Here is a 23,793-nt window from a genome sequence, read left to right on the forward strand (position 1 = left end):
CATAGCGACAATTTGCCGGTTTACAACGTTGTTCCAACGATGTAAAAAGTACCTCAAGGCTCCCGCGGTGACTCCGATCACCCCGGTGAGCGGGCCCCACCGTCGCTGCCCGAGGAGTCACCGTGCCTCTGTCCACCCGCCCCCTCCTGGTCGCCGCCACCGCGGCCGCCGCCGCGCTCGCGCTCACCTCCTGCACCAGCAGGGAAGAGACCCCCGCCGCTCCCTCCAACGGGGGCGGTCCCGCCGCGTCCGCGCAGTCCGTCGCGCCGAGCGCCGACGGCTGCACGCTCGAAAAGACCGGTTACCCCAAGGTCGACCTGAAGACCGCGGTAGTCGGTTTCTCACAGTCCGAAAAGGAAGCCAATCCCTTCCGGATCGCCGAGACGCAGTCCATCAGGGACGAAGCCGCCAAGCTCGGCATCGCCGGCGACAAGCTGCTCGTGACCAACGCGCAGAGCGACCTCAACAAGCAGATCAGCGACATCAAGTCGATGCTCGACCGCGGCGCCCAGCTGCTCGTCGTCGCGCCGCTGAACTCCGACGGCCTCCAGCCAGCCCTCGACGCCGCGAAGGCCAAGAAGGTCCCGGTCGTCACCATCGACCGCAAGGTCACCTCGCAGCCCTGCACCGACTACCTGACCTTCATCGGCTCCAACTTCGTCGAGCAGGGCAAGCGCGCGGCGCAGGAGATGGCGCGGGTCACCGGCGGCACCGGCAAGGTCGCGATCCTGCTCGGCGCGTCCGGCAACAACGTCACCACCGACCGCACCTCCGGCTTCAAGGACGAGCTGGCGAAGACGCCCGGACTGTCCGTGGTCGCCGAGCAGACCGGCGAGTTCGACCGCTCCAAGGGCCAGGCCGTGATGGAGCAGCTCATCCAGAGCCACCCGGACATCACCGCCGTGTACGCCGAGAACGACGAAATGGGCGTCGGCGCGGTCAACGCGCTCAAGACCGCGGGCAAGACGCCGGGCAAGGACGTCAAGGTCGTCTCGATCGACGGCACCCGCAACGCCGTGCAGCTCATCGCCGACGGCAGCTACAACGCCGTGATCGAGTCGAACCCGCGCTTCGGCCCGCTGGCCTTCCAGACGCTGCAGAAGTTCGAGGCCGGCGAAGCCATCCCGGCGAGCATCGTGATCACCGACGACCAGTACGACGAGACCAACGCGGCCCAGAAGGTCGGGAACGCGTACTGATGACGGCAGCCACCGAAGAGGACGTCGCCATGACGACCGCACCGGTGCTCGAGGTGGCCGGGGTGACCAAGCGGTTCCCCGGCACCCTCGCGCTCGACGACGTCAGCTTCGCGCTGCGGCCCGGTGAAGTGCACGCGCTGGTCGGCGAGAACGGCGCGGGGAAGTCCACCCTGATCAAGGTCCTCACCGGCGTCTACCAGCCGGACGAGGGCGAGGTGCGCCACCTCGGCGCCCCCGTCACGTTCAAGCAGCCGATCGACGCGCAGCGCGCCGGGATCTCCACGATCTACCAGGAGGTCAACCTCGTCCCGCTGATGAGCATCGCCGGCAACGTCTTCCTCGGCCGCGAACCGCGCACGAAAGCCGGCCTGGTCGACTGGTCGAAGATGTACGCCGACGCCCGCGAGCTGCTCAAGGGCTACGGCATCGACGACGACGTCAAGCGCCCGCTGCACACCCTGGCGGTCGGCGCGCAGCAGATGGTCGCGCTCGCGCGCGCGGTCTCGACCGACGCCAAGGTCGTCATCATGGACGAACCGACGTCGTCGCTCGAGCCGCGCGAGGTCGAGACGCTCTTCGAAGTGCTGAACCGCCTGCACGGCGAAGGCATCGCGATCGTCTACGTCAGCCACCGCATGGACGAGCTGTACCGGGTCTGCCAGAGCGTCACCGTGCTGCGCGACGGCCGGGTCGTCCACAGTGGACCGCTGAAGGACCTGCCGCGCATCGAGCTCGTGTCCAAGATGCTCGGCCGGGAGATCAAGCAGATCCGCGAAGAAGGCGTCACGGCGTTCGGCGAAGAGCACGACGTCGAGCGCGAACCGTTGCTGAAGGCCGAGCACCTGAGCGGTATGCGGCGGCTGCACGACGTCTCGGTGAGCATCCGGCCGGGCGAGGTCGTCGGCCTCGCCGGCCTGCTCGGCTCCGGCCGCAGCGAGACCGCGCGGGCCATCGTCGGCGCGTTCCCCCTCGACGGCGGATCCGTGCTGCTCGCCGGGAAACCGCTCAAGAAAGGCAAGATCAAGGCCGCCATGCGGGCCGGGATCGCGCTGCTGGCCGAGGACCGCAAGACCGACGGGATCATCCCGAACCTGTCGGTCCGCGAGAACATCGTCCTCGCCGCGCTGCCGACGCTCTCGCCGTTCGGCCTGGTCAGCAAGGCCAAGCAGGACAAGATCGTGAAGATCTTCATGGAGCGCCTGCGGATCAAGGCCGCGAGCCCGGAGCAGAAGGTGTCCGAGCTCTCGGGCGGCAACCAGCAGAAGGTGCTGCTCGCCCGCTGGCTCGCCACCGGCCCGAAGATCCTGCTGCTCGACGAGCCGACGCGCGGCATCGACGTCGGTGCCAAAGCGGAAGTCCAGGCGCTGATCGACGAACTCGCGCAGGAAGGGCTCGGCGTGCTGCTCATCTCGTCCGAACTGGAAGAGCTCATCGACGGCTCCGACCGCGTGGTCGTGCTGCGCGACGGCTCGGTCGTCGGCGAGCTGACCGGCGAAAGCATCACCGAGGAGAACGTGCTGACCGCGATCGCAGCTGAGGGTGACAACGATGTCTAGCGCCACCCTGACGAGGAGTCCCGACCGCGCGAAGGTCACCGCGTGGCTGCAGAACTACGGCGTTTACCTGGCCGTCGTCGTGCTGCTGCTGTTCAACGTCTTCTTCACCGAGAACTTCCTGTCCGCGGCCAACTTCCGCACCCAGCTGGTGCAGGCGTCGCCGGTCTGCATCGTCGCGCTCGGCATGGCGCTGGTGATCGGCACCGAGGGCATCGACCTGTCGGTCGGCTCGGTGATGGCGATCGCCGCCGCGCTCATCCCGCTCTACCTCGGCGCGGGCCCGCTGACGGCGATCATCGTCGCGGTCATCGCCGGCGTCGTGTCCGGCCTGTTCAGCGGGTACCTGGTGGCCTACCTCGGGATCCAGCCGATCATCGCGACCCTCGCGCTGCTCGTCGGCGGGCGCGGGCTCGCGCTGGTGATCGCCCACGGCCAGCTCGTGCAGGTGCGCAACCAGGACTTCCTGGAGCTGGGCACCGGGGACGTGCTGGGCGTGCCGATCATGGTGATCGTCGCGGGCGTGCTCGCGGTGCTGGCCGGGCTGGTCGTGCAGCGCACGACGTTCGGCCGCCACCTGGTCGCCGTCGGCGGCAACCGCTCGGCCAGCACCCTGGCCGGACTGCCGGTGAAGCGCGTGCTCGTCAGCGTCTACGTGATCTCCGGGGCGCTGGCCGCGATCGCCGGCGTGCTGGCGACGTCGAGGCTGGGCGCCAGCGACCCGAGCGACGTCGGCCTGCTGATGGAGCTGTCCGCGATCACCGCGGTCGTCGTCGGCGGCACGCCGCTGACCGGCGGCCGGGTCCGCGTGCTCGGCACCGTGTTCGGCGCGCTGCTCATGCAGCTCGTGCAAGCCACCCTGATCAAGCACAACCTGCCGGACTCCACCGCGCAGATGGTCCAGGCGGCCATCATCGTCGTCGCGGTCTACGTCGCGCGTGAGCGGAGCAGCAAATGACAGCACAGTCCGCGACGCCGGTTTCGGCCCGCAACGCGGCCTTCGCCGGGGTACTGCAACGCCAGGGCGCGGCCGTCGTGCTCGTGCTCGGGATCGCCGCCGCGTGGTTCGCGTTCCCGCACTTCGGCACCGCGGACAACCTGCGCAGCCTGGTGCTGCAGGGCTCGTTCCTCGCGGTGATCGCGCTCGGCATGACGTTCGTGATCATCTCCGGCGGCATCGACCTGTCGGTCGGCTCGAACTACGCGCTCGGCGGCGTCCTCGCGGCCTGGGGCGCGCAGTACGGTATCTTCGTGGCGATCCTGCTGCCGCTGGCGGTGTGTTCGCTGATCGGGCTGATCAACGGCCTGCTCATCGCGCGCACCGGGATGGCGCCGTTCATCGTCACGCTGGCGTCGCTCCTGTTCGCCAGGGGGCTCCTGCTCGCGCTGACGTCCGAAGGCGCGACGACGTACAAAGTGGACCCCGGCTCGGCGTTCCTCTGGCTCGGGCAGGGCACGATCTTCGGCGTCGGCGTGCCGGTGTACCTGACGCTGATCCTGTTCGCGCTCGGCGGGCTCCTGCTGCGCCGCACCCGGTTCGGCCAGTCCGTGTTCGCCATCGGCGGCGCCGAAAACTCCGCGATGCTGATGGGCCTTCCGGTGGCCCGCACCAAGATCAGCCTCTACACCCTCAGCGGCGGGCTGGCCGGGTTCGCCGGCGTCCTCACCGCCGCGTACCTGCAGTCCGGCGTGACGGTGATCGGCGTCGGCACCGAGCTCGACGCGATCTCGGTCGTCGTCATCGGCGGCACGCTGCTCACCGGCGGCGCCGGGACGATCATCGGCACGCTCGTCGGCGTGCTGCTGCGGACGCTGATCCAGAACGTCATCAACCAGATCGGCACCCTCGACTCCAACTACCAGACGGTGGTGAGCGGGGCCTTCCTGCTCGTCGTCGTGGTGATCCAGCGCCTGCTGGCGCGCTCCCGAACCCGCTGACCCCTGTCCCCTACCAGGAGGTTCAACGATGTTCCGCCCTGCCCGAAAAACCCGGAGATGGCTGACCGCGGCTGCCGCGTTCGCCGTCGCGGTGTCCGGCCTCGGCACCGCGCCCGCCGCGAGTGCCGCCGACGCACCACAATGGCAACGGCTCACCCCACCGCTCTCGACGCCCTGGACCAAGGACGTCTCCCCCACGAACGCCCTCCCCGACTACCCGCGGCCGCAGCTGACCCGCGACAAGTGGCAGAACCTCAACGGCGTCTGGGAGTTCGCCAAGGCGACCCCGGGTGAGGCCGCCCCGGTCGGCAAGACCCTCGGCGAACGCATCCTCGTGCCGTACCCGGTCGAGTCCGCGCTGTCCGGGATCATGCGCCACGAAACGAACATGTGGTACCGCCGCACGTTCGAGGTCCCGAAGAACTGGCAGGTCGGCAAGGGCGGGCAGCGGCTGCTGCTGCACTTCCAGGCCGTCGACTACGACGCCACGGTGATCGTCAACGGCAAGACCGTCGGCCGCCACACCGGAGGCTACGACGCCTGGTCCGTCGACGTCACCGACGCGCTGACCACGGCGAAGTCCCAGGAGGTCGTCGTCGGCGTCGCCGACCCGAACGACCAGGGCGGGCAGCCGATCGGCAAGCAGCGCCAGCCCGGCGACGGCATCTTCTACACCCCGTCCTCCGGCATCTGGCAGACCGTGTGGCTGGAGCCGGTGGCGTCCGCGCGCATCGACCGGCTCGACGTCACCCCCGATGTGGCGAGTGGTTCGGTCACGGTGAACGCCGTGGTCGGCGGGCCGGTCAAGCAGCGCGTCGAGGCCGTCGCCTACGACCACGGCCGCCCGGTCGGACGCGTGTCGGGTGACGCGAACAAGCCGTTGAAGCTCAAGGTGGACCGGCCGCACCTGTGGTCGCCGGACGACCCGTTCCTCTACGACCTGCGCGTGAAGCTGTCGGGCGGGGACGAAGTCGGTTCGTACTTCGGCATCCGGTCGATCAGCGTCGGCAAGACCGCCGACGGCAAGCAGCGGATGCTGCTCAACGGCAAGTTCGTCATGCAGGTCGGCCCGCTCGACCAGGGCTTCTGGCCGGACGGCATCTACACCGCACCCACCGACGCGGCCCTGAAGTTCGACCTGGAGCAGGAGAAGGCGCTCGGCTTCAACATGGTGCGCAAGCACATCAAGGTCGAGCCGGACCGCTGGTACTACTACGCCGACAAGCTCGGTTTGCTGGTGTGGCAGGACATGCCGGCGATGAAGGACGACGTCGAGCCGTCGGCCGCGTCGCGCGTGAACTACGAGTCCGAGATGAAGCGGATGATCGACCAGCACCGCAGCTTCCCGTCGATCGTCACGTGGGTGCCGTTCAACGAGGGCTGGGGCGACTACGAAGTCGGCCGGATCGCCGACGAGGTCAAGTCGTGGGATCCCTCGCGCCTGGTGAACGCCGAGTCCGGCGTCAACTGCTGTAGGTCCGAACCGGACAGCGGTAAGGGCGACATCTACGACGACCACACCTACACCGGCCCGGGAACCCCGATCCAGACCGGCACTCGCGCGGCCGTCGACGGTGAGTACGGCGGCCTCGGCCTCAAGGTCGCGGGCCACGAGTTCGACGCGGCGGGCAGCTTCGCCTACGAGATGGAGCCCGACAGCGCGACGCTGACCCGGCGCTACGGCGAGCTCCAGCAGCGTCTCCTGCTGGTCGCCCAGCGGTGCGGCGTCTCGGCCGGCGTCTACACGCAGACCACCGACGTCGAGAAGGAGGTCAACGGCTTCTTCACCTACGACCGGCAGGTGAAGAAGATGGACTTCGCGGCGGTCCGCGCGGCGAACCTCGCGGTCATCAAGGGCGCGACGGGTGCTCCGGTCTCCGGCCCCTCGGTGCCCCAGGGCACGCCGGGCATCGACGGCATCGCGGCCTACCCGTTCGACGAGAACACCGGCACGACCGCGGCAGACAGCGTCGGCGACCACGACGCCACGCTCGTCGGCGGCGCGTCCTGGACCGCGGGCAAGAGCGGTTCGGCGCTGGCGGTGAACGGGTCGGGCCAGTACGCCGACACGGGTGCCGCGCTGGTGAACACCGAAGGCAGCTACAGCGCGGCGGCGTGGGTCAAGTTCAACGCCGTGGGTGACGGCTTCCAGACCGTGGTCAGCCAGGACGGCGCGAGCAACAGCGCGTTCTTCCTGCAGTACTCGGGCCAGGACCACCGGCTGGCGATGAGCTTCGTGGGCACGCGGGCCCTGGCGCCCACGGCTCCGGAAGCGAACCGCTGGTACCACGTGGCCGGCGTCCGCGACGCGGCGGCGGGCACGCTCAAGCTGTACGTGGACGGCCAGCTGGCGGCCACGAAGAGCGTCTGCCTCGGTGACGCTTCGACCGGCCACACGGTGATCGGCCGCGGCCAGTACGGCGGCAACCCGGTCGACTTCCTCAACGGGGCCGTCGACCAGGTCCACGTCTACGACCGGGCGCTGTCCGACGCGGACGTGAGCGCCTTGTACACCAGCGGCAAGTAAGCAGTTCCCCCGAATCCGGGGAGGCCGGTCCGCCGGCCTCCCCGGATTTTTCCGTTCCCGGCCCAACCAACCGGCGCCTTCGCGCGTGTGGTTGCCGAAGCCGCCGTCCCCGGCGGCTCAGGGGAGGAAAGCAGGGGGTGAGCCTTTTGGGCTCCAAGACGATGAGAACCGCGAGAGCCGGGGTCGCGGTGGCGTTGCTGGCCGCGGGTGCCGCGGTCGGCACCGCGGCGCCGGCGTCGGCTTCGATCAGCACGTCGATCCAGTCGACGTCGTGGTCGTACACCGACTCGGCCCAACCGAAGAAGAGCTTCGTGAACCCGGCCGGCACCGCGCCGGTGGGCGCGAAGGTCACCGCGGACGGCAAGAAGCACGTGTCCAAGTCGTACTTCACGTTCGACCTCACCGGGCTGCGCGGCGCGAAGGTGCTCAACGCGGAGCTGTCGGCCAAGGAAGTCACGGTCGCCGACTGCGCGGCGCCACGCACGACCGAGCTGTGGGTGACGGCGCCGTCGGCGAAGCCGCCGACGTGGGAAACGCAGCCCGCGGAGCTGAGCAAGCTCCCCGGTCCGGGCAGCCTCGACGGCTGCCCGTCGAACTACCTCGACTGGGACGCCGGGCCCACGCTGCAGCAGGCGATCGACGCCGGCCGGACGTCGCTGACGCTGGTGCTGCGCCTGCCCGACGGCCAGCAGCACAATCCGCGGTTCGCCCGCACCCACCAGCCGTCGCTGTACATCAGCCTCGAGAAGAACCAGGCACCCGACGGGCCCACGAGCCTGACCACGCGCAACCGGGCCTGCGCGGAAAGCCCCGTCGTCGGCCTCGGCGACACCCGCCTCTTCGCGATCGTGACCGACCCGGACGACTACCAGGTCGGCGCGGAATTCGCGTGGTGGCCGGTCGCGCACCCGGACCAGCGGCAGACGCAGGCGCTGACCCGCTGGACCCCGGGCTACCCGCTCTGGATCGACCTCGCCCAGGACCGCCTCGCCGACGGCGTCACCTACGACTGGCAGGTCCGCGGGACCGACGAGCTGACGAGCGGGCCGTGGAGCGGCACCTGCCGGTTCACGACCGACTTCACCGCGCCCACGACGGTTCCGCTGGTGACGTCCACGGACTTCCCGAGCGAGCTGAAGCCCGCCGGCGGCGTCGGCGTCCCCGGCGTCTTCACCTTCGACGCCCGGGGTGACCAGGACGTCGTCCGCTTCGCCGTCGGCGAGTCCGTCCCGCCGCAGTACGTGACCGCGGACAAGCCGGGCGGCACGGCGACCTACACGTTCACCCCGCGGACCGACGGGCCGCAGCGGCTGCTCGTGCGCGGGGTCGACGCCGGCGGCAACAGCACGCCCAGCACGTCCTACCGGTTCTGGGTCGGCAACAACGGCCCGTCGATGACCTGCGCCCCGGCCCAGGCGTTCCTCGGCGAGACGCGGCAGTGCACGTTCGGCCCGCACGGCACCGACGGCGCCACCGAGTACGTCTACCGGGTCGATGGCGAGCCGGAAGTCACCGTGCCCGCGGGGCCGGACGGCACCGCCGCGTTCACCATCACGCCGACCGACGCCGCCCAGCGCTACGACGTCGAGGTGCGGGCCCGGATGGCCAACGGGAACCTGTCCGCCGACCGGACCACGCAGATCGCGGTCGACCGCGGCCTGCCGGTGATCGACGCACCGGCGAACCTGATGGTCGGGCAGCCGGCCGTGTTCACCCTGCACGCCACCCTGCCGGGCTCGGCGACCTTCACCTACGACTGGGACTACGGCACGCCCGTCACGATCCCGGTCGGCCCGGACGGCACGGCCCAGGTCACCATCACCCCGGCGGCGCAGGGCCAGCACTGGCTCCACGCGCGCACGACGACGGCGGCCGGGCTCGGCTCGGCGCAGAACGAAGTCAACGTCACCGCCGCCACCAACGGGCCGTCGGTGACGAGCGTGGAGTACCCGGAGTCCGCGGGCGGCGGCTACGTGACGACGCCCGGCACCTTCACGTTCACGTCGCCGCTGCCGGGCGCGGTGAGCTTCACCTACCGCCTCCAGGGCGCCGATCCGGCCACGGTCCCGGCGGGCCCGGACGGCACGGCGAGCGCCGTCCTCACCCCGCTCACCGCGGGCCGGCAGTACCTGGAGACGACGACCACGTTCGCCGACGGGACGGTGTCCGCGGGCAGCTACTACTGGTTCATCGCCGAGTCGGCCGCCCCGCCGCTCACCTGTGACGGCAGCGGATCCCTGCGGCCCGGCCAGGTCGTGCACTGCACGCTGGCGCCGGTGCAGCCGGGCCTGGTGTCCTACGGCTACGCCGTGAACGCGGGCACGGAGACGACGGTCCAGCCGGGCCCCGGCGGCACCGCGGCGTTCGAGTTCACGGTCCCGGCGGACCAGACCCAGTACGTACTGCGGCTGGAAGCCTGGAGCGTCAACGCGGCCGGGCTGCGCACCGACACGTCGTACACCTCGTACTGGGTGGACGAAACCGCGGCCCGCGTCACCAAGGCGGTCTGAGGCCGGGCGTGACGGCCACCCGCCGTGGTGGCCGTCACGTTTGACCTGGAGCGCGCTCCAGCCCCTAGCGTCGGTGGCGCAACGACGTACTGGGGAAAGGAACCCGCCATGACCGACGAGCGCTTCGAACTCGGACTGAAGACCCTGACCGCCATCGACGGCGAGAGCGGGCAGCGCGTGCTCGACAACCTCGCCGACGTCTCCCCGGCGCTGGCGGAAGCCGTGGTGTCGTGGGGTTTCGGCGAGATCTACGCCCGGCCGGGACTGGCACCGCGCGACCGCCAGCTGGTGACCCTCGGCATGCTCACCGCACTCGGCGGCTGCGAGCCGCAGCTGGAGGTGCACGTCAACGCCTCCCTCAACGTCGGTCTCACGCCCGCGGAGATCGTCGAAGCGCTGCTGCACTCGGCGGTCTACTGTGGATTCCCGAAGGCGCTGAACGCGACCTTCACGGCCAAGAAGGTGTTCGCCGAGAGGTGACTGCTGCCGGTGACGAGCGCATGAGGATCGTGCTGTTCGGCGCGACCGGCATGGTCGGCCAAGGCGTGCTGCCGCTGGGGACGTTCGCCTTCCGCCCCGGCTACGTCCAGCCGGTCCTGGAGAACGCCGACCTCACCGCGCTCGCGCGACGAGACCGGCCAGCAGGTTCGTGAGGTTCTCCGCCACCACCGTCTCGAACGCGGGCGCGCCGCCGGTCTCGGCCGTCGCCAGTGCCACCGCCTCCGTCGGGTTCGCGTAGGGCCACGCTCCCGACACCACGACCACCACGCCCCTGGCGAACACCCGGGACGCCTCCGCCGTCAGCTCCGGCACCGCGGCGCGGACCAGGGACGCCAGGCGTTCGAGGTTCGCCGCCGCGCGGTGTTTGAAGCCGCGGGCGAAGTCCAGGGAGATGTTGCGTTCCAGCACCGGGGCCATCGCGCTGATCAGCTCGCACAGCAGCCGCCGCTCGGCCAGCGTCGCCGCGATGGTCCCGGCGATCCGCTCCTCGCGCGCGAAGTGGGCGCCCGGCAGTTCCGCGAACGCCAGCTCGTCGAGCCACGCCGTCCACGAACCGTCGAGGACCTCGAGGAAGATCGCCTCGCGGCTGTCGAAGTAGCGGAGCACATTGGACTTCGCGAGCCCGACCTGGCAGCTGAGCTCCCGCAGGCTGATCTCGGCGACCGGCCGCCGCGCGAGCATCTCCCGGGCGGCGGCGAGGATCGCGGTGCGGCGCGCCGCGATCTGCTCGGGACGGCGGGCGCGCTGGAATCCGGCGCTCATGCTCCCCGACGGTACCGGTCAGTCGCGCCGGCCGGCCGGTTCCGCGCGGCGCGACTTCACCCGGCGGTAGCTCCAGATCAGCAGCGCGAACAGGATCAGCGACGACAGGATCAGGCTCGACCCGGTGCTCCAGCCGCTGAACGGCAGCGACTTCACGGTGCCCCAGACGATCCCCGCCGCCAGCAGCGCCAGCCCGGCCAGCACCGAGCCGGCGATCCGCAGCGGCGAGGAAACGCTGTCCTCGGCCGCCTTCATCGCGCGGTCGCGGACCGGGTCGACGTACTTCTCGAGCGCCGGGAACTCCGAGGCGAGCACCAGCAGGCCGGCGAGCACCAGGAGCAGGCCGGGGCCGGGCAGCACGAGCAGCACCACCCCGACCACCAGCAGGATGGCGCCCGCCGACGCGATCAGGACGCGCTTGGCCTGTTTGCCGATACCCACCGGTGCTCTCCCCTCGTTTCGCCCGATTGTTCCTGGTCGCGGGCTCGCGTGCCACTCACGAGGGCGGATACCCGCGCCACGGCGACCGAACCGCCCGCCGCGGCGGCCACCCCGAGCGCGATCACCAGGCCGGGCCAGACGTAGAGCACCTGGGCGTAGGTCCCCTGCCGCCCGGCGAACACCGCACCCAGCAGCTGGGGCAGGAACGCGAGCACCCCGAGCGGCAGCAACGGCGGCGCCACCCGCCACCACCGGGGCTTCCGCCGGGCCCGCCGAACGCCCACTACCGCCAGCCCCACGGCGATCAACGCCAGCGCCCCGAGGACCCAGTCGGCGATGACACCGGCGGGCCACGAGACATCAGGCGAGCCACCCGTCAGCACGCCCGCGATGCCCTGGGCCAGCAGTTCCGCCTCGTTGTCCAGGGCCATGCCCACGTTCGTGACGACGGCGATGCCGTAGCCGCCGGGCAGCAGCACCTGCGCCGCGGTGTGGGAGAACCAGTCGCCGGTGTGCGACACGCGGCCGTCGCGGACGGTCCAGCCCAGCGCGTAGCCGCGGCCGGGCGCGGGGGTGTGCGCGAGCGCGGCCGAAGCCGGCGAGAGGACGCCGCCGCCGTCGCGCTGGGCGATCAGCCACTTCGCCAGGTCCTGCGCGGTGGTCAGGACGCCGTGGCTGCCGCCGGTGAACCAGTCCGGTTCGGACACCGGGACCTCGATCCCGAAGGCGCGGACGTACCCGGTGGTCCCGGCGGGCGGCGCGTCGACGGTACCGCTCGCCGTCATCCCGAGCGGCCCGAACAGCCGCGTCCGCAGGTACTCCGCGAACGGCTGCCCGGCCACCACCTCGACGATCCGGGCGGCCACCTCGTAGTTCGGGTTGTGGTAGTGGAACTCGGCGCCCGGTTCGCTCGCCAGCGGCGCGTCGCGTAGCCGGGTCACCGCCTCGGCGAGGGTGCGCGGCTGCGCCAGCTTGAGGTCGGGGAACGCGGAGTCGGCCATCCCGGACGTCTGGTCCAGCAGCATCCGGACAGTGATCCGGCTGCCCCGCGCGTCGGCGAGCCGGAAGTCCGGAAGGTAACGCGTGACCGGTTCGTCGAGCCGGAGCTGCCCGGTCTCGGCGAGCCGGAGCACCGCGAACGCCGTCATGGACTTGCTCACCGACGCGATCGGCAGCCGGGTCGACGCGGTGATCGGCGCGCCCCCGGCGTCGTGGCCGTAGCCCGCGACGCGGACGACGTCACCGCCGTGGGTGACGGCGACCGCGGCGCCGGGCAGGCCGGTGTGGTCGAGGTAGGCGCGGACGTAGCCGTCGACGTCCGGGGGTGCGGTCGCGGCGGCCGCGGGCGTGGCGGTGGCGAGCAGCAGGGCCGCGAGTACGAGGAAAAGCCTGGTCATGGGGGTAAAACTAGGGATCTCGCGGTGGCTCCACCGCTGCCGGACGGCGTCGGCGACCCCCTACTTTCGGCACCTTCTTGACGGCCGCGGCACCCCGTGCCATAGTCAACACATCGGTTGATAAACAGATTGGTTGATAAAGATGGCGCTTGACGAGGAGGCGCTGGACCGGGCGTTCACCGCACTGGGCGACCCGGTGCGCCGGGCGCTCGTCGCCCGGCTCTCCCGCGGCGAAGCGACGGTCAACGAGCTGGCCGAGCCCTTCGAGATCACCAAGCAGGCGATCTCGCGGCACATCCAGGTGCTGGAGCAGGCCGGGCTGATCACGCGCAGCCGTGACGGCCAGCGACGGCCGTGCCACCTCGTCCCGGCCGCCCTCGAAGCACTGACCGGCTGGATCGACACCTACCGGCTGGCCACCGAACGCAGCTACCGGCGGCTCGACGCCGTCCTGGAAACCCTGGAGGAAGAGAAATGAGCACCACGATCACCGCGCAGCCCGGCACCCCGTTCATCGAGATCAGCCGCGAGTTCGCGGCCTCCCCCGACAAGGTGCTGCGGGCCCACACCGACCCGGAGCTCGTCGTGCGCTGGCTCGGCCCGCGCGGCATGGAGATGGAACTGCTCGAGTTCGACGCCCGCTCGGGCGGGGCCTACCACTACGTCCACCGCGACGACCGCGGCGAGTACCGCTTCCGCGGCGTCTACCACACGGTGAGCGCCGACCGGATCGTCCAGACCTTCGAATTCGAGGGCAACCCCGGCGAGGTCTGCCTGGAGTCGATGCCCCTGATCGACCTCGGCGGCCGCACGCGGATCGAAGGCCGCTCGGTGTTCCCGTCGGTCGAAGCCCGCGACGCGGCGGTGAAGAGCGGCATGAACAACGGGATCACGCAGTCCTACGAGCGCCTCGACGCGGTGCTGGCGTGACGACGGCCGCGAGCTTCTGCACGTCGCTCGACGGCTTCGTGGCGCGGCCCGACGACAGCGTCGGGCCGCTCTTCGACTGGTACACCGCCGGGGACGTCGAGGTGCCCATGGTGGGCTACCCGATCACGTTCCGCGTCGCGCCGTCGAGCGCGGGCTACCTGCGGGAAATGCTGGATTCGGCGCGCCACAGCGCGTTCGTCTGCGGCCGCCGGGTGTTCGACCACACCCACGGCTGGGGCGGCCGGCCGCCCGGCGGCGGGAAAGCGTTCGTCGTGACGCACCGCCCGCCACCGCCGGACTGGTCCGCGGAGAACCTGGCGCCGTTCACGTTCGTCGGCGACGTCGCCGACGCGATCGAGCGGGCGAAGGCGGCCGGGGACGGCAACGTCGGCGTCTCCGGGCCGGACATCGCCCGGCAGTGCCTGCGCCTCGGCCTGCTGGACGAGGTGCGGATCGACCTCGTCCCGGTGTTCCTCGGCGAAGGAGTGCGCTACTTCGACGACCTCGGCGCCACCGGCGCGGAACTCGAACGCGTCGAGGTCGTCGCCGGCGAAGGCGTCACCCACCTGCGGTACCGGGTGCACTACCGGTCCTGAGTGGACGCTTCCGCCAGCAGCTGGTCGAAGGGCACGAACTCCGGCTCGGCGGTCACCTTCGGCCGTCCGGCCGCGAGGGCGGCCAGCTCCGTGCCGGCCTTCTCGACCCGCCGTTGCAGCGCGCCTTCCCCGCCGCCCCAGTCGGACGAAGCCGCGTACACGCCGGTCGCGACCGGGTCCGCCTTCAGATACCCGAACAGCGGACGCAGCTGGTAGTCGAGCACCAGCGAGTGCCGCTCGGTGCCGCCGGTCGCGCCGAGCAGCACCGGCTTGCCCACCAGCGAATCCGCGTCGAGGACGTCGAAGAACGACTTGAACAGTCCGCTGTAGCCCGCCGTGAACACCGGGGTGACGGCGATCAGCGCGTCCGCGCCGGTCACCGCGTCGATCGCGGCCCGCAGTTCCGGGCTCGGGAAGCCGGTGAGCAGGTTCTTCGTGACGTCGAGCGCGATGTCGCGCAGCTCGACGACGGTCAAGGAGACCGGCTCGCCGGCCGCGGCGACGGTCGCCGCGGCCAGCCGGTCGGCCAGCAACCGGGTCGAGGAGGGCACCGACAGCCCCGCCGTCACCACCGCGAGCTTCATGCCTGGCTCCCGACGAGCGCCGCGGCCTTGAGGGACTCGTGGGTCGGCGCGTCCGGGACGTGCGCCGGGCGCAGCGCGTCGAGTTCCTTGCGCAGCACCGGGACGACGTGCTCGCCGAGCAGGTCGAGCTGCTCCAGGACGGTCTTCAGCGGCAGCCCGGCGTGGTCCATCAGGAACAGCTGACGCTGGTAGTCGCCGAAGTGCTCGCGGAAGGTCAGCGTCTTGTCGATGACCTCCTGCGGGCTGCCGACGGTCAGCGGCGTCTGGTCGGTGAACTCCTCCAGCGACGGGCCGTGCCCGTACACCGGCGCGTTGTCGAAGTACGGCCGGAATTCGTTCCAGGCGTCCTGCGACTTCGGCCGGATGAACGCCTGCCCGCCGAGGCCGACGATGGCCTGGTCGGCCTGGCCGTGGCCGTAGTGCTCGAAGCGCTGCCGGTAGAAGGCGATCAGCTGCTGGAAGTGCTCCTTCGGCCAGAAGATGTGGTTGGCGAAGAAGCCGTCACCGTAGTAGGCGGCCTGCTCCGCGATCTCCGGGCTGCGGATGGAGCCGTGCCAGACGAACGGCGGGACGTCGTCGAGCGGGCGCGGCGTCGAGGTGAAGCCCTGCAGCGGCGTGCGGAACTTGCCCTGCCAGTCCACGACGTCTTCGCGCCAGAGCCTGCGCAGCAGCGCGTAGTTCTCGATGGCCAGCGGGATGCCCTCGCGGATGTCCTGGCCGAACCACGGGTAGACCGGTCCGGTGTTGCCGCGGCCCATCATGAGGTCGACGCGGCCGTCGGCGAGGTGCTGCAGCATCGCGAAGTCCTCGGCGATCTTCACCGGGTCGTTCGTGGTGATCAGCGTCGTCGACGTGGAGAGGACGATCTTGGACGTCTGCGCCGCGATGTGACCCAGCATCGTCGTGGGCGACGACGGCACGAACGGCGGGTTGTGGTGCTCGCCGGTCGCGAAGACGTCGAGGCCGACCTCCTCCGCCTTGAGCGCGATCCGGACCATCGCCTTGATCCGCTCGTGTTCCGTCGGCGTGCTGCCGTTCGTGGGATCGGTCGTGACGTCGCCCACCGTGAAGATTCCGAACTGCATGACCTGCTCCCTTCGCGAGCACCATCTTACATGCGCGTTCAACTACTTCCAAGCAAGAGATATTCCGGCCGTCAATGCCGTAGGGGGCACCAAGTAAGGTCAGTGACATGGACGCGGAGCTCGGTCGGCTGGGTCTGGCAGAACGTTCGGTACGACTTCTCACGGGCCGCGACATCTGGGGCTCGATCACCCCACTGCTCGCGCCCCGCCGGAACCTGGTGGCCGCGTTCGGCCACGTCGGTCCCGGCGCGGCCGCGCTGCTGCCGTTGGAGCCCGGCGACACGCTGATCACGGACGCGAGCCTGGACACGGTGCTGTCCGGCGCGACGAGCCCGCACGCGCTGCTGCACTGGGTCAAGGCGGGCGTGATCGTGCACTCGCTGCGCGGGCTGAACGCCAAGCTGGTGATCGCGGAGGACGACCCGTCCTTCGTGGTGGTCGGCTCGGCCGACGTCACCGCGGCCGGCCCCCGGCAGCTGTTCGAGGCGGTCACGCTCTCGCACGAGAAGCAGACCGTCGAGGAGGCCCAGGAAGCCTGGCTCGACTGGTGCGACCTCGCGGGCCCGGCACTGACGGCGGGCGACCTGGAGCCGCTGCTGGAGCAGTACGGCGCGGGCAAGCTTGTCACGACCCGGGCGGCGACCCCCGCCCGCACCACCGCCGCCCGCCCGGCGGTGACGACCCGCCCGGCCACCCCGGTCCGGCCCGCGGCTGCGACTCCCCCGCCGTCCCCGGTGCGCCCGGCGCCGTCGCCGGTGCGCCCGGCCGCCACCACACCCGTCCGGCCGGGCACCCCCGGCACCTCCGCCGCACCCGGCACCTCGCCGGTCCGCCCGGCCACCCCCGGCGCCCCTGGCACTTCCGCCACTCCCGGCACCGCCGGAACCCCGGGCACCTCGGGCACCCCGGGCACCTCGGCCGCCCCCGGCACCTCCGCCGCATCCGGCACCCCGGGCACCTCCGGTACCTCTCCGACTCACCCAGCCGCCCCCGGCGCCGCCGCTGCTGCCGGCACGCCCGCCGGTCTGGGGGCCCCCGGCACCGCTTCCCCGGGCCTGCCCGGGACCCCCGGCGCGCAGCCGGGCGACCCCACGGCCACCGGCGCCCAGCCGGGCACCGCCACGCCGTCCACCACCGAGGCAGGCACCCCGGCCGAGTCCCCCGCGGCCACCGCGGGCGCGGAACCGGTTGCAGCACCGGCCGAAACCGAAGCCGCCGAACCCACCGACGTCCCCCGGCCCGCCTGGCCCCGCCCGGCCGAGCTCTACCTGGTCAGCCTCGTCGAAGGCGGCGAACCGTCCGCCGAAGCCGAGTACCGCCTGGAAGAGCTCGCCCGCGACTACACCCACCCGGGCGAGAACGGCGAATCCCCCTTCCGGGTCGAGCTGTTCTGGGCCGACGACGGCCAGGGCCAGGACCCGCCGCGCACCCTCCGCGCCGGCGTGCACGTGATCCGCGTCTACAGCCAGAAGCAGGGGCGTGCGCTGGTCGGGTCGCGGATCGAGGCCCCCGGCCTGGTCCTGCACGCCTTCGCCGACGAGTTCGCCTACCCCCGGCGCACGTACTGCTACATCCTGACCCGGGAGTCGGCGGCGCGGCCGGCGTTCGGCGACCTCCGCAAGGGCCTCGTCGCGATCGGCGAGAAGCCGAATTTCCGCAACAGTTTCCAGGTCCCGCGGAAGATCGAAGCCCTGCTGAGCCTGTGGCCCGACCTGGGCTACGACCCCCGCTAGACGGCGGCGCCCGCCACTCCCGGGACGGGAGCGCGCGGAAGTTGTCGGGGTGGGCGGATATCCTGCACTACGGTGCAGGCGAGTCCGCACCACCACCAGCACTTTCGCGAGCCACGATCCGGGAGAACGACCCTGTGACTGCCGAGACCTTGTACGGGGCCGATGACCTGACCCATCTCGAGGGTCTCGAGGCCGTCCGCAAACGCCCCGGGATGTACATCGGCTCCACCGACAGCCGTGGCATCAACCACCTCTTCTCCGAGGTGGTGGACAACTCGACCGACGAGGGCGTGGCCGGGCACGCGACGAAGATCGTCGTCACGCTGCACGCCGACGGCAGCGTCCAGGTCGACGACGACGGCCGCGGCATCCCGACCGGCACCCACGCGAAGTCCGGTTTGTCCGGCGTCGAACTGGTGCTGACCCGGCTGCACGCCGGCGGCAAGTTCGGCGGCTCCGGCTACAAGACCTCCGGCGGCCTCCACGGCGTCGGCGCTTCGGCGGTCAACGCGCTGTCGCACCGCTTCGACGTCACGGTGAAGCAGGACGGCAAGGTCCACCAGATGTCGTTCAAGCACGGCGTCCCCGGCACCTTCGACGCGCCCGGCCCGAAGGCGAAGTTCACCCGCCGGTCCGGGCTGAACCTCGTCGGCAAGATGAAGCGCGGCGAGCGCGGCGGCACGTCGATCCGCTACTGGTACGACTCGCGCTACTTCGAGTCCGGTGCGGCGCTGGACGTCGAGGGCGTGCGCGCGAAGCTGCGCAACACCGCGTTCCTCGTCCCGGGCGTCACGTACGTGCTGCGCACCGCGATCGAAGACACGATCAACGAAGAGACGTTCCACTTCCCGCACGGCCTGGTCGACATGGTCGACTTCCTGACGCCGTCGGGCGAGAAGCCGGTCTGCGGCACGCTGCTGATCACCGGCGAAGGAACGTACAAGGAGAACGCGGCCGACGCCGCGGGCGTCATGCAGTCCAATGTGGAGCGTCACGCCGAGGTCGAGGTGGCGCTGCGCTGGGGCACCGGCTACGAGCGCACGGTCGAGTGCTTCACCAACACGATCCGCAACGTCCACGGCGGCACCCACCGCCGCGGCTTCGACCGCGCGGTGGCGAAGGCGTTGCAGGAGGCCATCTCCAAAACCCGCGGGCTGCTCAAGCCCAAGGAGGACATGCCGACGATCGAGGACGTCCTCGAGGGCATGACGGCCGTGGTGCACGTCCGGCTGCCGGAGCCGCAGTTCACCTCGCAGACGAAGGACGAGCTGTCCACCGCCGGCATCACCCGCGTCCTGCAGGGCATCGTCGACAAGCACGTCAAGGCCTGGACCGAGGACCGCAAGACCAAGTCCGAGGCCAAGGTCGTGCTGCAGAAGGTGGTCGACGCCTCCCGCGTCCGGCTGACCCAGAAGCAGCAGAAGGACGCGGCCCGGCGCAAGACCGCGCTCGAAGGCGCGGCCATGCCGCCCAAGCTGGTCGACTGCCGCACCACCGGCGTTTCGCGGAGTGAGCTGTTCCTGGTCGAGGGCGACAGCGCGCTGGGGTCGGCGCGCATGGCGCGCGTGTCGGAGTACCAGGCGCTGCTGCCGCTGCGGGGCAAGATCCTGAACGTGCAGAAGGCGTCACTGGGCGACACCCTGAAGAACGCCGAGATCGCGTCGATCGTGCAGGTCCTCGGCGCGGGCACCGGCCGCACGTTCGACCTGACGACCATGCGCTACGGCCGCGTCATCCTGATGGCGGACGCGGACGTCGACGGCTCGCACATCCGCACCCTCCTGATCACGCTGTTCGCGAAGTACATGCGCCCGGTGATCGAGGACGGCCGGCTGTACGCGGCGATGCCGCCGTTGCACAAGCTCGTCACCAAGGGCCGCAACCCGGAGACGCACTTCACCTTCACCCAGCAGGAGATGGAGACGAAGTTCGCGGAACTGGAGAAGGCGGGCAAGAACATCGTCACCCCGGTGCCGCGGTTCAAGGGCCTCGGCGAGATGGACGCCGACGAGCTGTGGGAAACCACGATGAACCCGGCCACCCGCTCGGTCCGCCGCATCACCATGGACGACGCCGAAGCCGCCGAGGGCGCGCTGGAACTGCTGATGGGCGAGAAGGTCGAGCCCCGGCGGAACTGGCTGGTCGCCTCCTCGGACCGCATCGACCGCGACGCCATCGACGCTTGATTTTTCTCAGCTACCAAGGAGTTCTGCCGTGGCACGCCGCAAAGGCCCCACCACCAAGGTCGACCCCAGCGCGTTCGACTCCGCCGGCGCGAACGTCTTCGACAACTCGCTGAAGACGGAGATCGAGGACTCGTACCTGGAGTACGCGTATTCGGTCATCCACTCCCGCGCCCTGCCGGACGCCCGCGACGGGTTGAAGCCGGTCCACCGCCGCATCCTGTACTCGATGAACGAGAACGGCTACCGCCCGACGCACGCATACGTGAAGTCGTCGCGCGTGGTCGGCGACGTCATGGGCAAGTACCATCCGCACGGCGACGTCGCGATCTACGACGCGATGGTCCGGCTGGCCCAGGACTTCTCCCTGAACGTGCCCTTGATCGACGGGCACGGCAACTTCGGTTCGCCCGACGACGGCCCGGCCGCTTCGCGGTACTGCGTGACCGGTGACACCCGGATCCGGCTCGCCGACGGCTCCAGCCCGCGCATCGCCGACGTCGTGAACCTGCCGGCGGACTCGGAAGCCGACGCCGACTTCGAGGTCCTGGACAAGGACGGCAAGGCCGTCCAGGTCGACAAGGTCTTCAACTCCGGTGTCCACCCCACGGTCCGGATCACCACGAAGTCCGGCTTTTCGCTCCGGGGCAGTGAGAACCACCCGGTCCTGTGCCTCGAAGCGCCGATGGGCGTGCCGATGTTCCAGTGGAAGCAGCTGGACGAGATCAAGCCGGGCACGATCGTGTGCGTCGCCCGGAACGCCTGGCAGAACGTGGTCCCGACCGCTCGGGAGTACGTGCTCGGCGTACTGGCCGGCGCCTGGGTGTCCGAAGGCTTCGCGAGCGAGACCCGCGCCGGGTTCAACAACACCGACGAGCACTTCTTCGGCGAGGTCCTGCACGCGTACGACCAGGTCGTCGGCGGGAAGCGTTACGTTTCGGAGCGGCAGACCCGGCAGGACCGCAAGCGGATCCACGAGCTCGACGTGCAGGAGTACGCCGGCGGCATGGACGCGTTCCGGGCGAGCCCGCTCGGCGAGTTCCTCGGGCGCAAAGCGGCCGACAAGGTCGTCCCCGAGTTCGTCTGGAACGGCGGGCCGGGAGTCAAGCGGGCCTTCCTGATGGCGGCGTTCGAGGGCGACGGCGGGTGCCGGACGGCCAAGGACGGCTTCACCGTCCAGTACTCGAGCTACAGCGAACAGCTCGCGTCCGGTCTGCAGGAGCTGCTCGCGGAGTTCGGCGTCACGGCCACCCACCGGCGCTACACCCGGGCCAGCGGGTCGGTCGAGCACCGGCTGGTCGTGTCGGGGCTGCGCAACGTCCGCGCGTTCGCCGAGCGGGTCGGCTTCCTCAAGACCAAGCAGGCCAAGCTGCAGGAACTCGTCCAGCACTCGGTCCTCCGCCCGCACCGGCTCAGCTCGGACCACGTCCCCTTCGTGGCCGACTACGTCCGCGGCGCGCTCGACTTCGATCGCCGGGGCAGCGGGCGCAAGTGGCTCACCAAGCACAACTTCGACCGGGTCGAGCGGTGGGAGACCGAACGGCTCCGGATCATCGACCGGATCAAGGACACCGAGGTCCTGGCCACGATCCTGCCCATCATGGATTCCGGCTACCGGTTCGAAGAGGTCACCGAGGCCGTCGAAACCGCTCCGGCGGAGGTCTACTCCGTGCGCGTGACGACGGAGGACCACTCCTTCCTCGCCGGCGGGTTCGTCAACCACAACACCGAAGCGCGGATGTCACCCGAGGCGATGCAGCTCGTCGGTGAACTCGGCGAAGAGACCGTCGACTTCCGGCCCAACTACGACGGTTCGCTGCAGGAGCCGTCCGTGCTGCCCGCCGCGTTCCCCAACCTCCTGGTCAACGGCACGTCCGGGATCGCGGTCGGCATGGCGACCAACATGATCCCGCACAACCTCGGCGAGGTCATCGCGGCGGCGCGCTGGCTGATCACGCACCCGGCCGCCACGCTCGACAAGCTGATGGAGTTCGTGCCGGGCCCGGACCTCCCCACCGGCGGCAGCCTGCTCGGCCTCGACGAAGTCCGCCGCGCGTACGAGACCGGGCGCGGGGTCGTCCGGATGCGGGCGAACTGCGAGACCGGGCCGCTGGAAGGCAGCCGCGGGCGGCAGGCGATCACCGTCACCGAACTGCCGTACGGCGTCGGGCCGGAGAAGGTGATCGAGAAGATCACCGACGAGGTCAACAAGTCCAAGCGGCTCACCGGCATCGCCGACGTCAAGGACCTCACCGACCGCGAGAACGGCACGCGGCTGGTCATCGAGTGCAAGGTCGGCGTCAACCCGCAGGCCCTGCTGGCGGACCTGTACCGGCTGACGCCGCTGGAGCAGTCGTTCGGCATCAACAACCTGGTGCTCGTCGACGGCCAGCCGCAGACGCTGGGCCTGAAGGAGCTGCTGGAAGTCTTCCTGCGGCACCGCTACGACGTCGTCACGCGGCGCACGAAGTACCGCCGCCGCAAGCGCGAAGAGCGGCTGCACCTGGTCGAGGGCCTGCTGGTCGCCCTGCTGAACATCGACAAGGTGATCCGGCTCATCCGCGAAAGCGAGAACGCCGCGGCCGCGAAGGACGGCCTGATGCAGCGGTTCAAGCTGTCGGAGATCCAGGCGACGTACATCCTCGACACGCCGCTGCGCCGCCTCACCAAGTACGACCGCCTCGAGCTGGAGTCCGAGCAGGACCAGCTGCGCGAGGAGATCGCGGAGCTGAGCAAGATCCTCGACGACGAGTCGGTGCTGAAGAAGCTCGTCTCGGCGGAGCTGGCGAAGATCGCGAAGGACTTCCCGACCGAGCGCCGCACGGCCCTGATCGACGGCGACCTGAAGGAGGTGCTGGCCGCGTCGAAGCCTTCGGGCCCGCTGGAGGTCGCGGACGACCCGTGCCAGGTCATCCTGTCGGCGACCGGCCTGGTGGCCCGTACGGCGGCCGAGTCGGAGGAAGCGACGGAGACGCGTCGCCGCAACGGCCGCGTGAAGCACGACGCGGTCTCGGCGGTGGTCCACACCACGGCCCGCGGCCAGGTCCTGCTGGTCACCAGCCGCGGCCGCGCGTTCAAGACCGACGTGCTGCCGTTGCCGGTCCTCCCGGAACAGGCGGGCACGGTCTCCCTGCGCGGCGGCATGGCGGCCCGCGAGCTGGTCCCGCTGGAGAAGGGCGAGACGGTCATCGGCATCGCTCCCCTCGGCGACCAGGCAGCCGGCTCCCCCGGCCTCGCACTGGGCACCCGGGCGGGCGTGGTCAAGATCTGCTCCCCGGAGTGGCCGGTCCGCTCCGACGAGTTCGAGGTCATCTCCCTGAAGGACGGCGACGAGGTCGTCGGCGCGACCTGGCTGAAGGACGGCACGGAGACGCTGGCGTTCGTGTCCTCGGAGGCCTCCCTGCTGAAGTACGCGGCCTCCCTGGTCCGCCCCCAGGGCCTGAAGGGCGGTGGCATGGCAGGCATGAACGTCGGCTCAGGCTCAGTGGTGTTCTTCGGCGCCATCCGCACGGACGACGACGAGCACGGCGAGCCCCTGGTGATCACGGCGACGGGCCAGAGCGTGAAGGTCACCCCGTTCAGCGAGTACCCCCCGAAGGGCCGAGCCACGGGCGGCGTCCGAGCCCAGCGCTTCCTGAAGGGCGAAACGGCCCTGCAGGTGGCTTGGATCGGCCCGCGCCCGGCAGGCGCGGCCAAGAACGGCGACCCGGTGGAACTCCCGGAGATCGACGTCCGCCGAGACGGCTCCGGCCACGCCCACCCGGGCCCGGACGTGGTGGGTCACCTGATCGAACGAAGCTGACGCTCGTGAGTGTTTAGTCGGGTTCTAACCCGACTAAACACTCACGAGCCCC

The 23,793-nt window shown here is 70.6% G+C and carries 18 protein-coding genes and 3 pseudogenes; 16 read left to right on the top strand and 5 right to left on the bottom strand.

From position 1 onward, the window contains the following. The first annotated feature begins 122 nt into the window (after positions 1-122). The 8 genes from SD460_RS43590 (at position 123) to SD460_RS43625 (ending at position 10,380) form a co-directional block, all read left to right on the top strand. Positions 123-1,199, top strand: a complete 1,077-nt coding sequence (locus SD460_RS43590) for an ABC transporter substrate-binding protein (RefSeq protein WP_290057639.1) — start codon at positions 123-125, stop codon at positions 1,197-1,199. Next, the gene (locus SD460_RS43595) at positions 1,199-2,755 is read left to right on the top strand and encodes a sugar ABC transporter ATP-binding protein (protein ID WP_290057640.1); all 1,557 of its coding nucleotides are present in this window, start codon (positions 1,199-1,201) and stop codon (positions 2,753-2,755) included. The genes SD460_RS43590 and SD460_RS43595 overlap by 1 nt, the downstream gene beginning before the upstream one ends. Further along, on the top strand, positions 2,748-3,710 hold the full coding sequence (locus tag SD460_RS43600; protein ID WP_290057641.1) for an ABC transporter permease: 963 nt from the start codon (positions 2,748-2,750) through the stop codon (positions 3,708-3,710). Before SD460_RS43595 ends, SD460_RS43600 begins: the two co-directional genes overlap by 8 nt. Next, positions 3,707-4,690 (top strand): ABC transporter permease, encoded by a 984-nt coding sequence (locus SD460_RS43605; protein WP_290057642.1) that lies wholly within the window; start codon positions 3,707-3,709, stop codon positions 4,688-4,690. Before SD460_RS43600 ends, SD460_RS43605 begins: the two co-directional genes overlap by 4 nt. A gap of 28 nt (positions 4,691-4,718) precedes the next feature. Then, entirely contained in the window at positions 4,719-7,217 is a 2,499-nt protein-coding gene (locus SD460_RS43610) for a LamG-like jellyroll fold domain-containing protein (RefSeq protein WP_290057643.1), read from the top strand. A gap of 161 nt (positions 7,218-7,378) precedes the next feature. Further along, positions 7,379-9,727: a DNRLRE domain-containing protein gene (locus tag SD460_RS43615; protein WP_290057644.1), complete on the top strand. Its 2,349-nt coding sequence runs from the start codon at positions 7,379-7,381 to the stop codon at positions 9,725-9,727. A 108-nt stretch (positions 9,728-9,835) separates the two neighbouring features. Next, positions 9,836-10,207: a carboxymuconolactone decarboxylase family protein gene (locus SD460_RS43620; RefSeq protein WP_290057645.1), complete on the top strand. Its 372-nt coding sequence runs from the start codon at positions 9,836-9,838 to the stop codon at positions 10,205-10,207. A 20-nt stretch (positions 10,208-10,227) separates the two neighbouring features. Continuing rightward, a complete protein-coding gene (locus tag SD460_RS43625; RefSeq protein ID WP_290057646.1) occupies positions 10,228-10,380 on the top strand; it encodes a hypothetical protein in 153 nt (50 codons plus the stop codon). On the opposite strand, the gene SD460_RS43630 is transcribed toward SD460_RS43625, so the two are convergent. From SD460_RS43630 to SD460_RS43640, 3 genes are read right to left on the bottom strand one after another with little or no spacing between them, the layout of a single operon-like run. Beyond that, positions 10,340-10,990, bottom strand: a complete 651-nt coding sequence (locus SD460_RS43630) for a TetR/AcrR family transcriptional regulator (protein WP_290057647.1) — start codon at positions 10,988-10,990, stop codon at positions 10,340-10,342. The two genes, SD460_RS43625 and SD460_RS43630, sit on opposite strands and share 41 nt — an antisense overlap. An 18-nt stretch (positions 10,991-11,008) precedes the next feature. After that, a complete protein-coding gene (locus tag SD460_RS43635; protein WP_290057648.1) occupies positions 11,009-11,431 on the bottom strand; it encodes a PGPGW domain-containing protein in 423 nt (140 codons plus the stop codon). Continuing rightward, entirely contained in the window at positions 11,398-12,828 is a 1,431-nt protein-coding gene (locus SD460_RS43640; protein ID WP_290057649.1) for a serine hydrolase domain-containing protein, read from the bottom strand. Before SD460_RS43640 ends, SD460_RS43635 begins: the two co-directional genes overlap by 34 nt. Positions 12,829-12,970: 142 nt before the next feature. Here SD460_RS43640 and SD460_RS43645 point away from each other — a divergent pair, with 142 nt between their 5' ends. The 3 genes from SD460_RS43645 to SD460_RS43655 are packed head-to-tail and all read left to right on the top strand — an operon-like array spanning position 12,971 to position 14,354. Beyond that, positions 12,971-13,306 carry an ArsR/SmtB family transcription factor gene (locus SD460_RS43645; RefSeq protein WP_290057650.1) on the top strand — a complete coding sequence of 112 codons (336 nt, stop codon included), beginning with the start codon at positions 12,971-12,973 and terminating at the stop codon, positions 13,304-13,306. Further along, positions 13,303-13,758, top strand: a complete 456-nt coding sequence (locus SD460_RS43650) for an SRPBCC family protein (protein WP_290057651.1) — start codon at positions 13,303-13,305, stop codon at positions 13,756-13,758. The genes SD460_RS43645 and SD460_RS43650 overlap by 4 nt, the downstream gene beginning before the upstream one ends. Beyond that, positions 13,755-14,354 carry a dihydrofolate reductase family protein gene (locus tag SD460_RS43655; RefSeq protein WP_318307664.1) on the top strand — a complete coding sequence of 200 codons (600 nt, stop codon included), beginning with the start codon at positions 13,755-13,757 and terminating at the stop codon, positions 14,352-14,354. The genes SD460_RS43650 and SD460_RS43655 overlap by 4 nt, the downstream gene beginning before the upstream one ends. On the opposite strand, the gene SD460_RS43660 is transcribed toward SD460_RS43655, so the two are convergent. Next, positions 14,342-14,938 carry an FMN reductase gene (locus tag SD460_RS43660; protein ID WP_318307665.1) on the bottom strand — a complete coding sequence of 199 codons (597 nt, stop codon included), beginning with the start codon at positions 14,936-14,938 and terminating at the stop codon, positions 14,342-14,344. The genes SD460_RS43655 and SD460_RS43660 overlap by 13 nt on opposite strands. Continuing rightward, complete coding sequence (locus tag SD460_RS43665) at positions 14,935-16,023, bottom strand: LLM class flavin-dependent oxidoreductase (protein ID WP_290050002.1); 1,089 nt, start codon at positions 16,021-16,023, stop codon at positions 14,935-14,937. Before SD460_RS43665 ends, SD460_RS43660 begins: the two co-directional genes overlap by 4 nt. A gap of 107 nt (positions 16,024-16,130) precedes the next feature. Between SD460_RS43665 and SD460_RS43670 the strand changes: the two genes are divergently transcribed. The 5 genes and pseudogenes from SD460_RS43670 to SD460_RS47070 all read left to right on the top strand — a co-directional run. After that, positions 16,131-17,756: a hypothetical protein gene (locus tag SD460_RS43670; protein WP_318307666.1), complete on the top strand. Its 1,626-nt coding sequence runs from the start codon at positions 16,131-16,133 to the stop codon at positions 17,754-17,756. 134 nt (positions 17,757-17,890) lie between these two features. Continuing rightward, complete coding sequence (locus SD460_RS43675; protein WP_290057866.1) at positions 17,891-19,942, top strand: DNA gyrase/topoisomerase IV subunit B; 2,052 nt, start codon at positions 17,891-17,893, stop codon at positions 19,940-19,942. Positions 19,943-19,970: 28 nt separating this feature from the next. Further along, positions 19,971-20,597 (top strand): annotated as a pseudogene (locus SD460_RS47060) (DNA gyrase subunit A); the annotation flags it as partial. Positions 20,598-21,053: 456 nt separating this feature from the next. After that, positions 21,054-21,272 (top strand): annotated as a pseudogene (locus tag SD460_RS47065) (LAGLIDADG family homing endonuclease); the annotation flags it as partial. A 390-nt stretch (positions 21,273-21,662) separates the two neighbouring features. Beyond that, a pseudogene (locus tag SD460_RS47070) lies at positions 21,663-23,741 on the top strand (DNA gyrase subunit A); the annotation flags it as partial. Positions 23,742-23,793 lie beyond the last annotated feature (52 nt).

The sequence above is a fragment of the Amycolatopsis solani genome, from assembly GCF_033441515.1.
In the GTDB taxonomy this organism is placed as follows: domain Bacteria; phylum Actinomycetota; class Actinomycetes; order Mycobacteriales; family Pseudonocardiaceae; genus Amycolatopsis; species Amycolatopsis solani.

Bases quoted from the DNA above. Each gene is read 5' to 3' on its own strand.
- SD460_RS43595 (WP_290057640.1), top strand. From the start codon at position 1,199: ATGACGGCAGCCACCGAAGAGGACGTCGCCATGACGACCGCACCGGTG.
- SD460_RS43600 (WP_290057641.1), top strand. From the start codon at position 2,748: ATGTCTAGCGCCACCCTGACGAGGAGTCCCGACCGCGCGAAGGTCACC.
- SD460_RS43605 (WP_290057642.1), top strand. From the start codon at position 3,707: ATGACAGCACAGTCCGCGACGCCGGTTTCGGCCCGCAACGCGGCCTTC.
- SD460_RS43610 (WP_290057643.1), top strand. From the start codon at position 4,719: ATGTTCCGCCCTGCCCGAAAAACCCGGAGATGGCTGACCGCGGCTGCC.
- SD460_RS43615 (WP_290057644.1), top strand. From the start codon at position 7,379: ATGAGAACCGCGAGAGCCGGGGTCGCGGTGGCGTTGCTGGCCGCGGGT.
- SD460_RS43620 (WP_290057645.1), top strand. From the start codon at position 9,836: ATGACCGACGAGCGCTTCGAACTCGGACTGAAGACCCTGACCGCCATC.
- SD460_RS43625 (WP_290057646.1), top strand. From the start codon at position 10,228: ATGAGGATCGTGCTGTTCGGCGCGACCGGCATGGTCGGCCAAGGCGTG.
- SD460_RS43630 (WP_290057647.1), bottom strand. From the start codon at position 10,990: ATGAGCGCCGGATTCCAGCGCGCCCGCCGTCCCGAGCAGATCGCGGCG.
- SD460_RS43640 (WP_290057649.1), bottom strand. From the start codon at position 12,828: ATGACCAGGCTTTTCCTCGTACTCGCGGCCCTGCTGCTCGCCACCGCC.
- SD460_RS43645 (WP_290057650.1), top strand. From the start codon at position 12,971: ATGGCGCTTGACGAGGAGGCGCTGGACCGGGCGTTCACCGCACTGGGC.
- SD460_RS43650 (WP_290057651.1), top strand. From the start codon at position 13,303: ATGAGCACCACGATCACCGCGCAGCCCGGCACCCCGTTCATCGAGATC.
- SD460_RS43660 (WP_318307665.1), bottom strand. From the start codon at position 14,938: ATGAAGCTCGCGGTGGTGACGGCGGGGCTGTCGGTGCCCTCCTCGACC.
- SD460_RS43665 (WP_290050002.1), bottom strand. From the start codon at position 16,023: ATGCAGTTCGGAATCTTCACGGTGGGCGACGTCACGACCGATCCCACG.
- SD460_RS43670 (WP_318307666.1), top strand. From the start codon at position 16,131: ATGGACGCGGAGCTCGGTCGGCTGGGTCTGGCAGAACGTTCGGTACGA.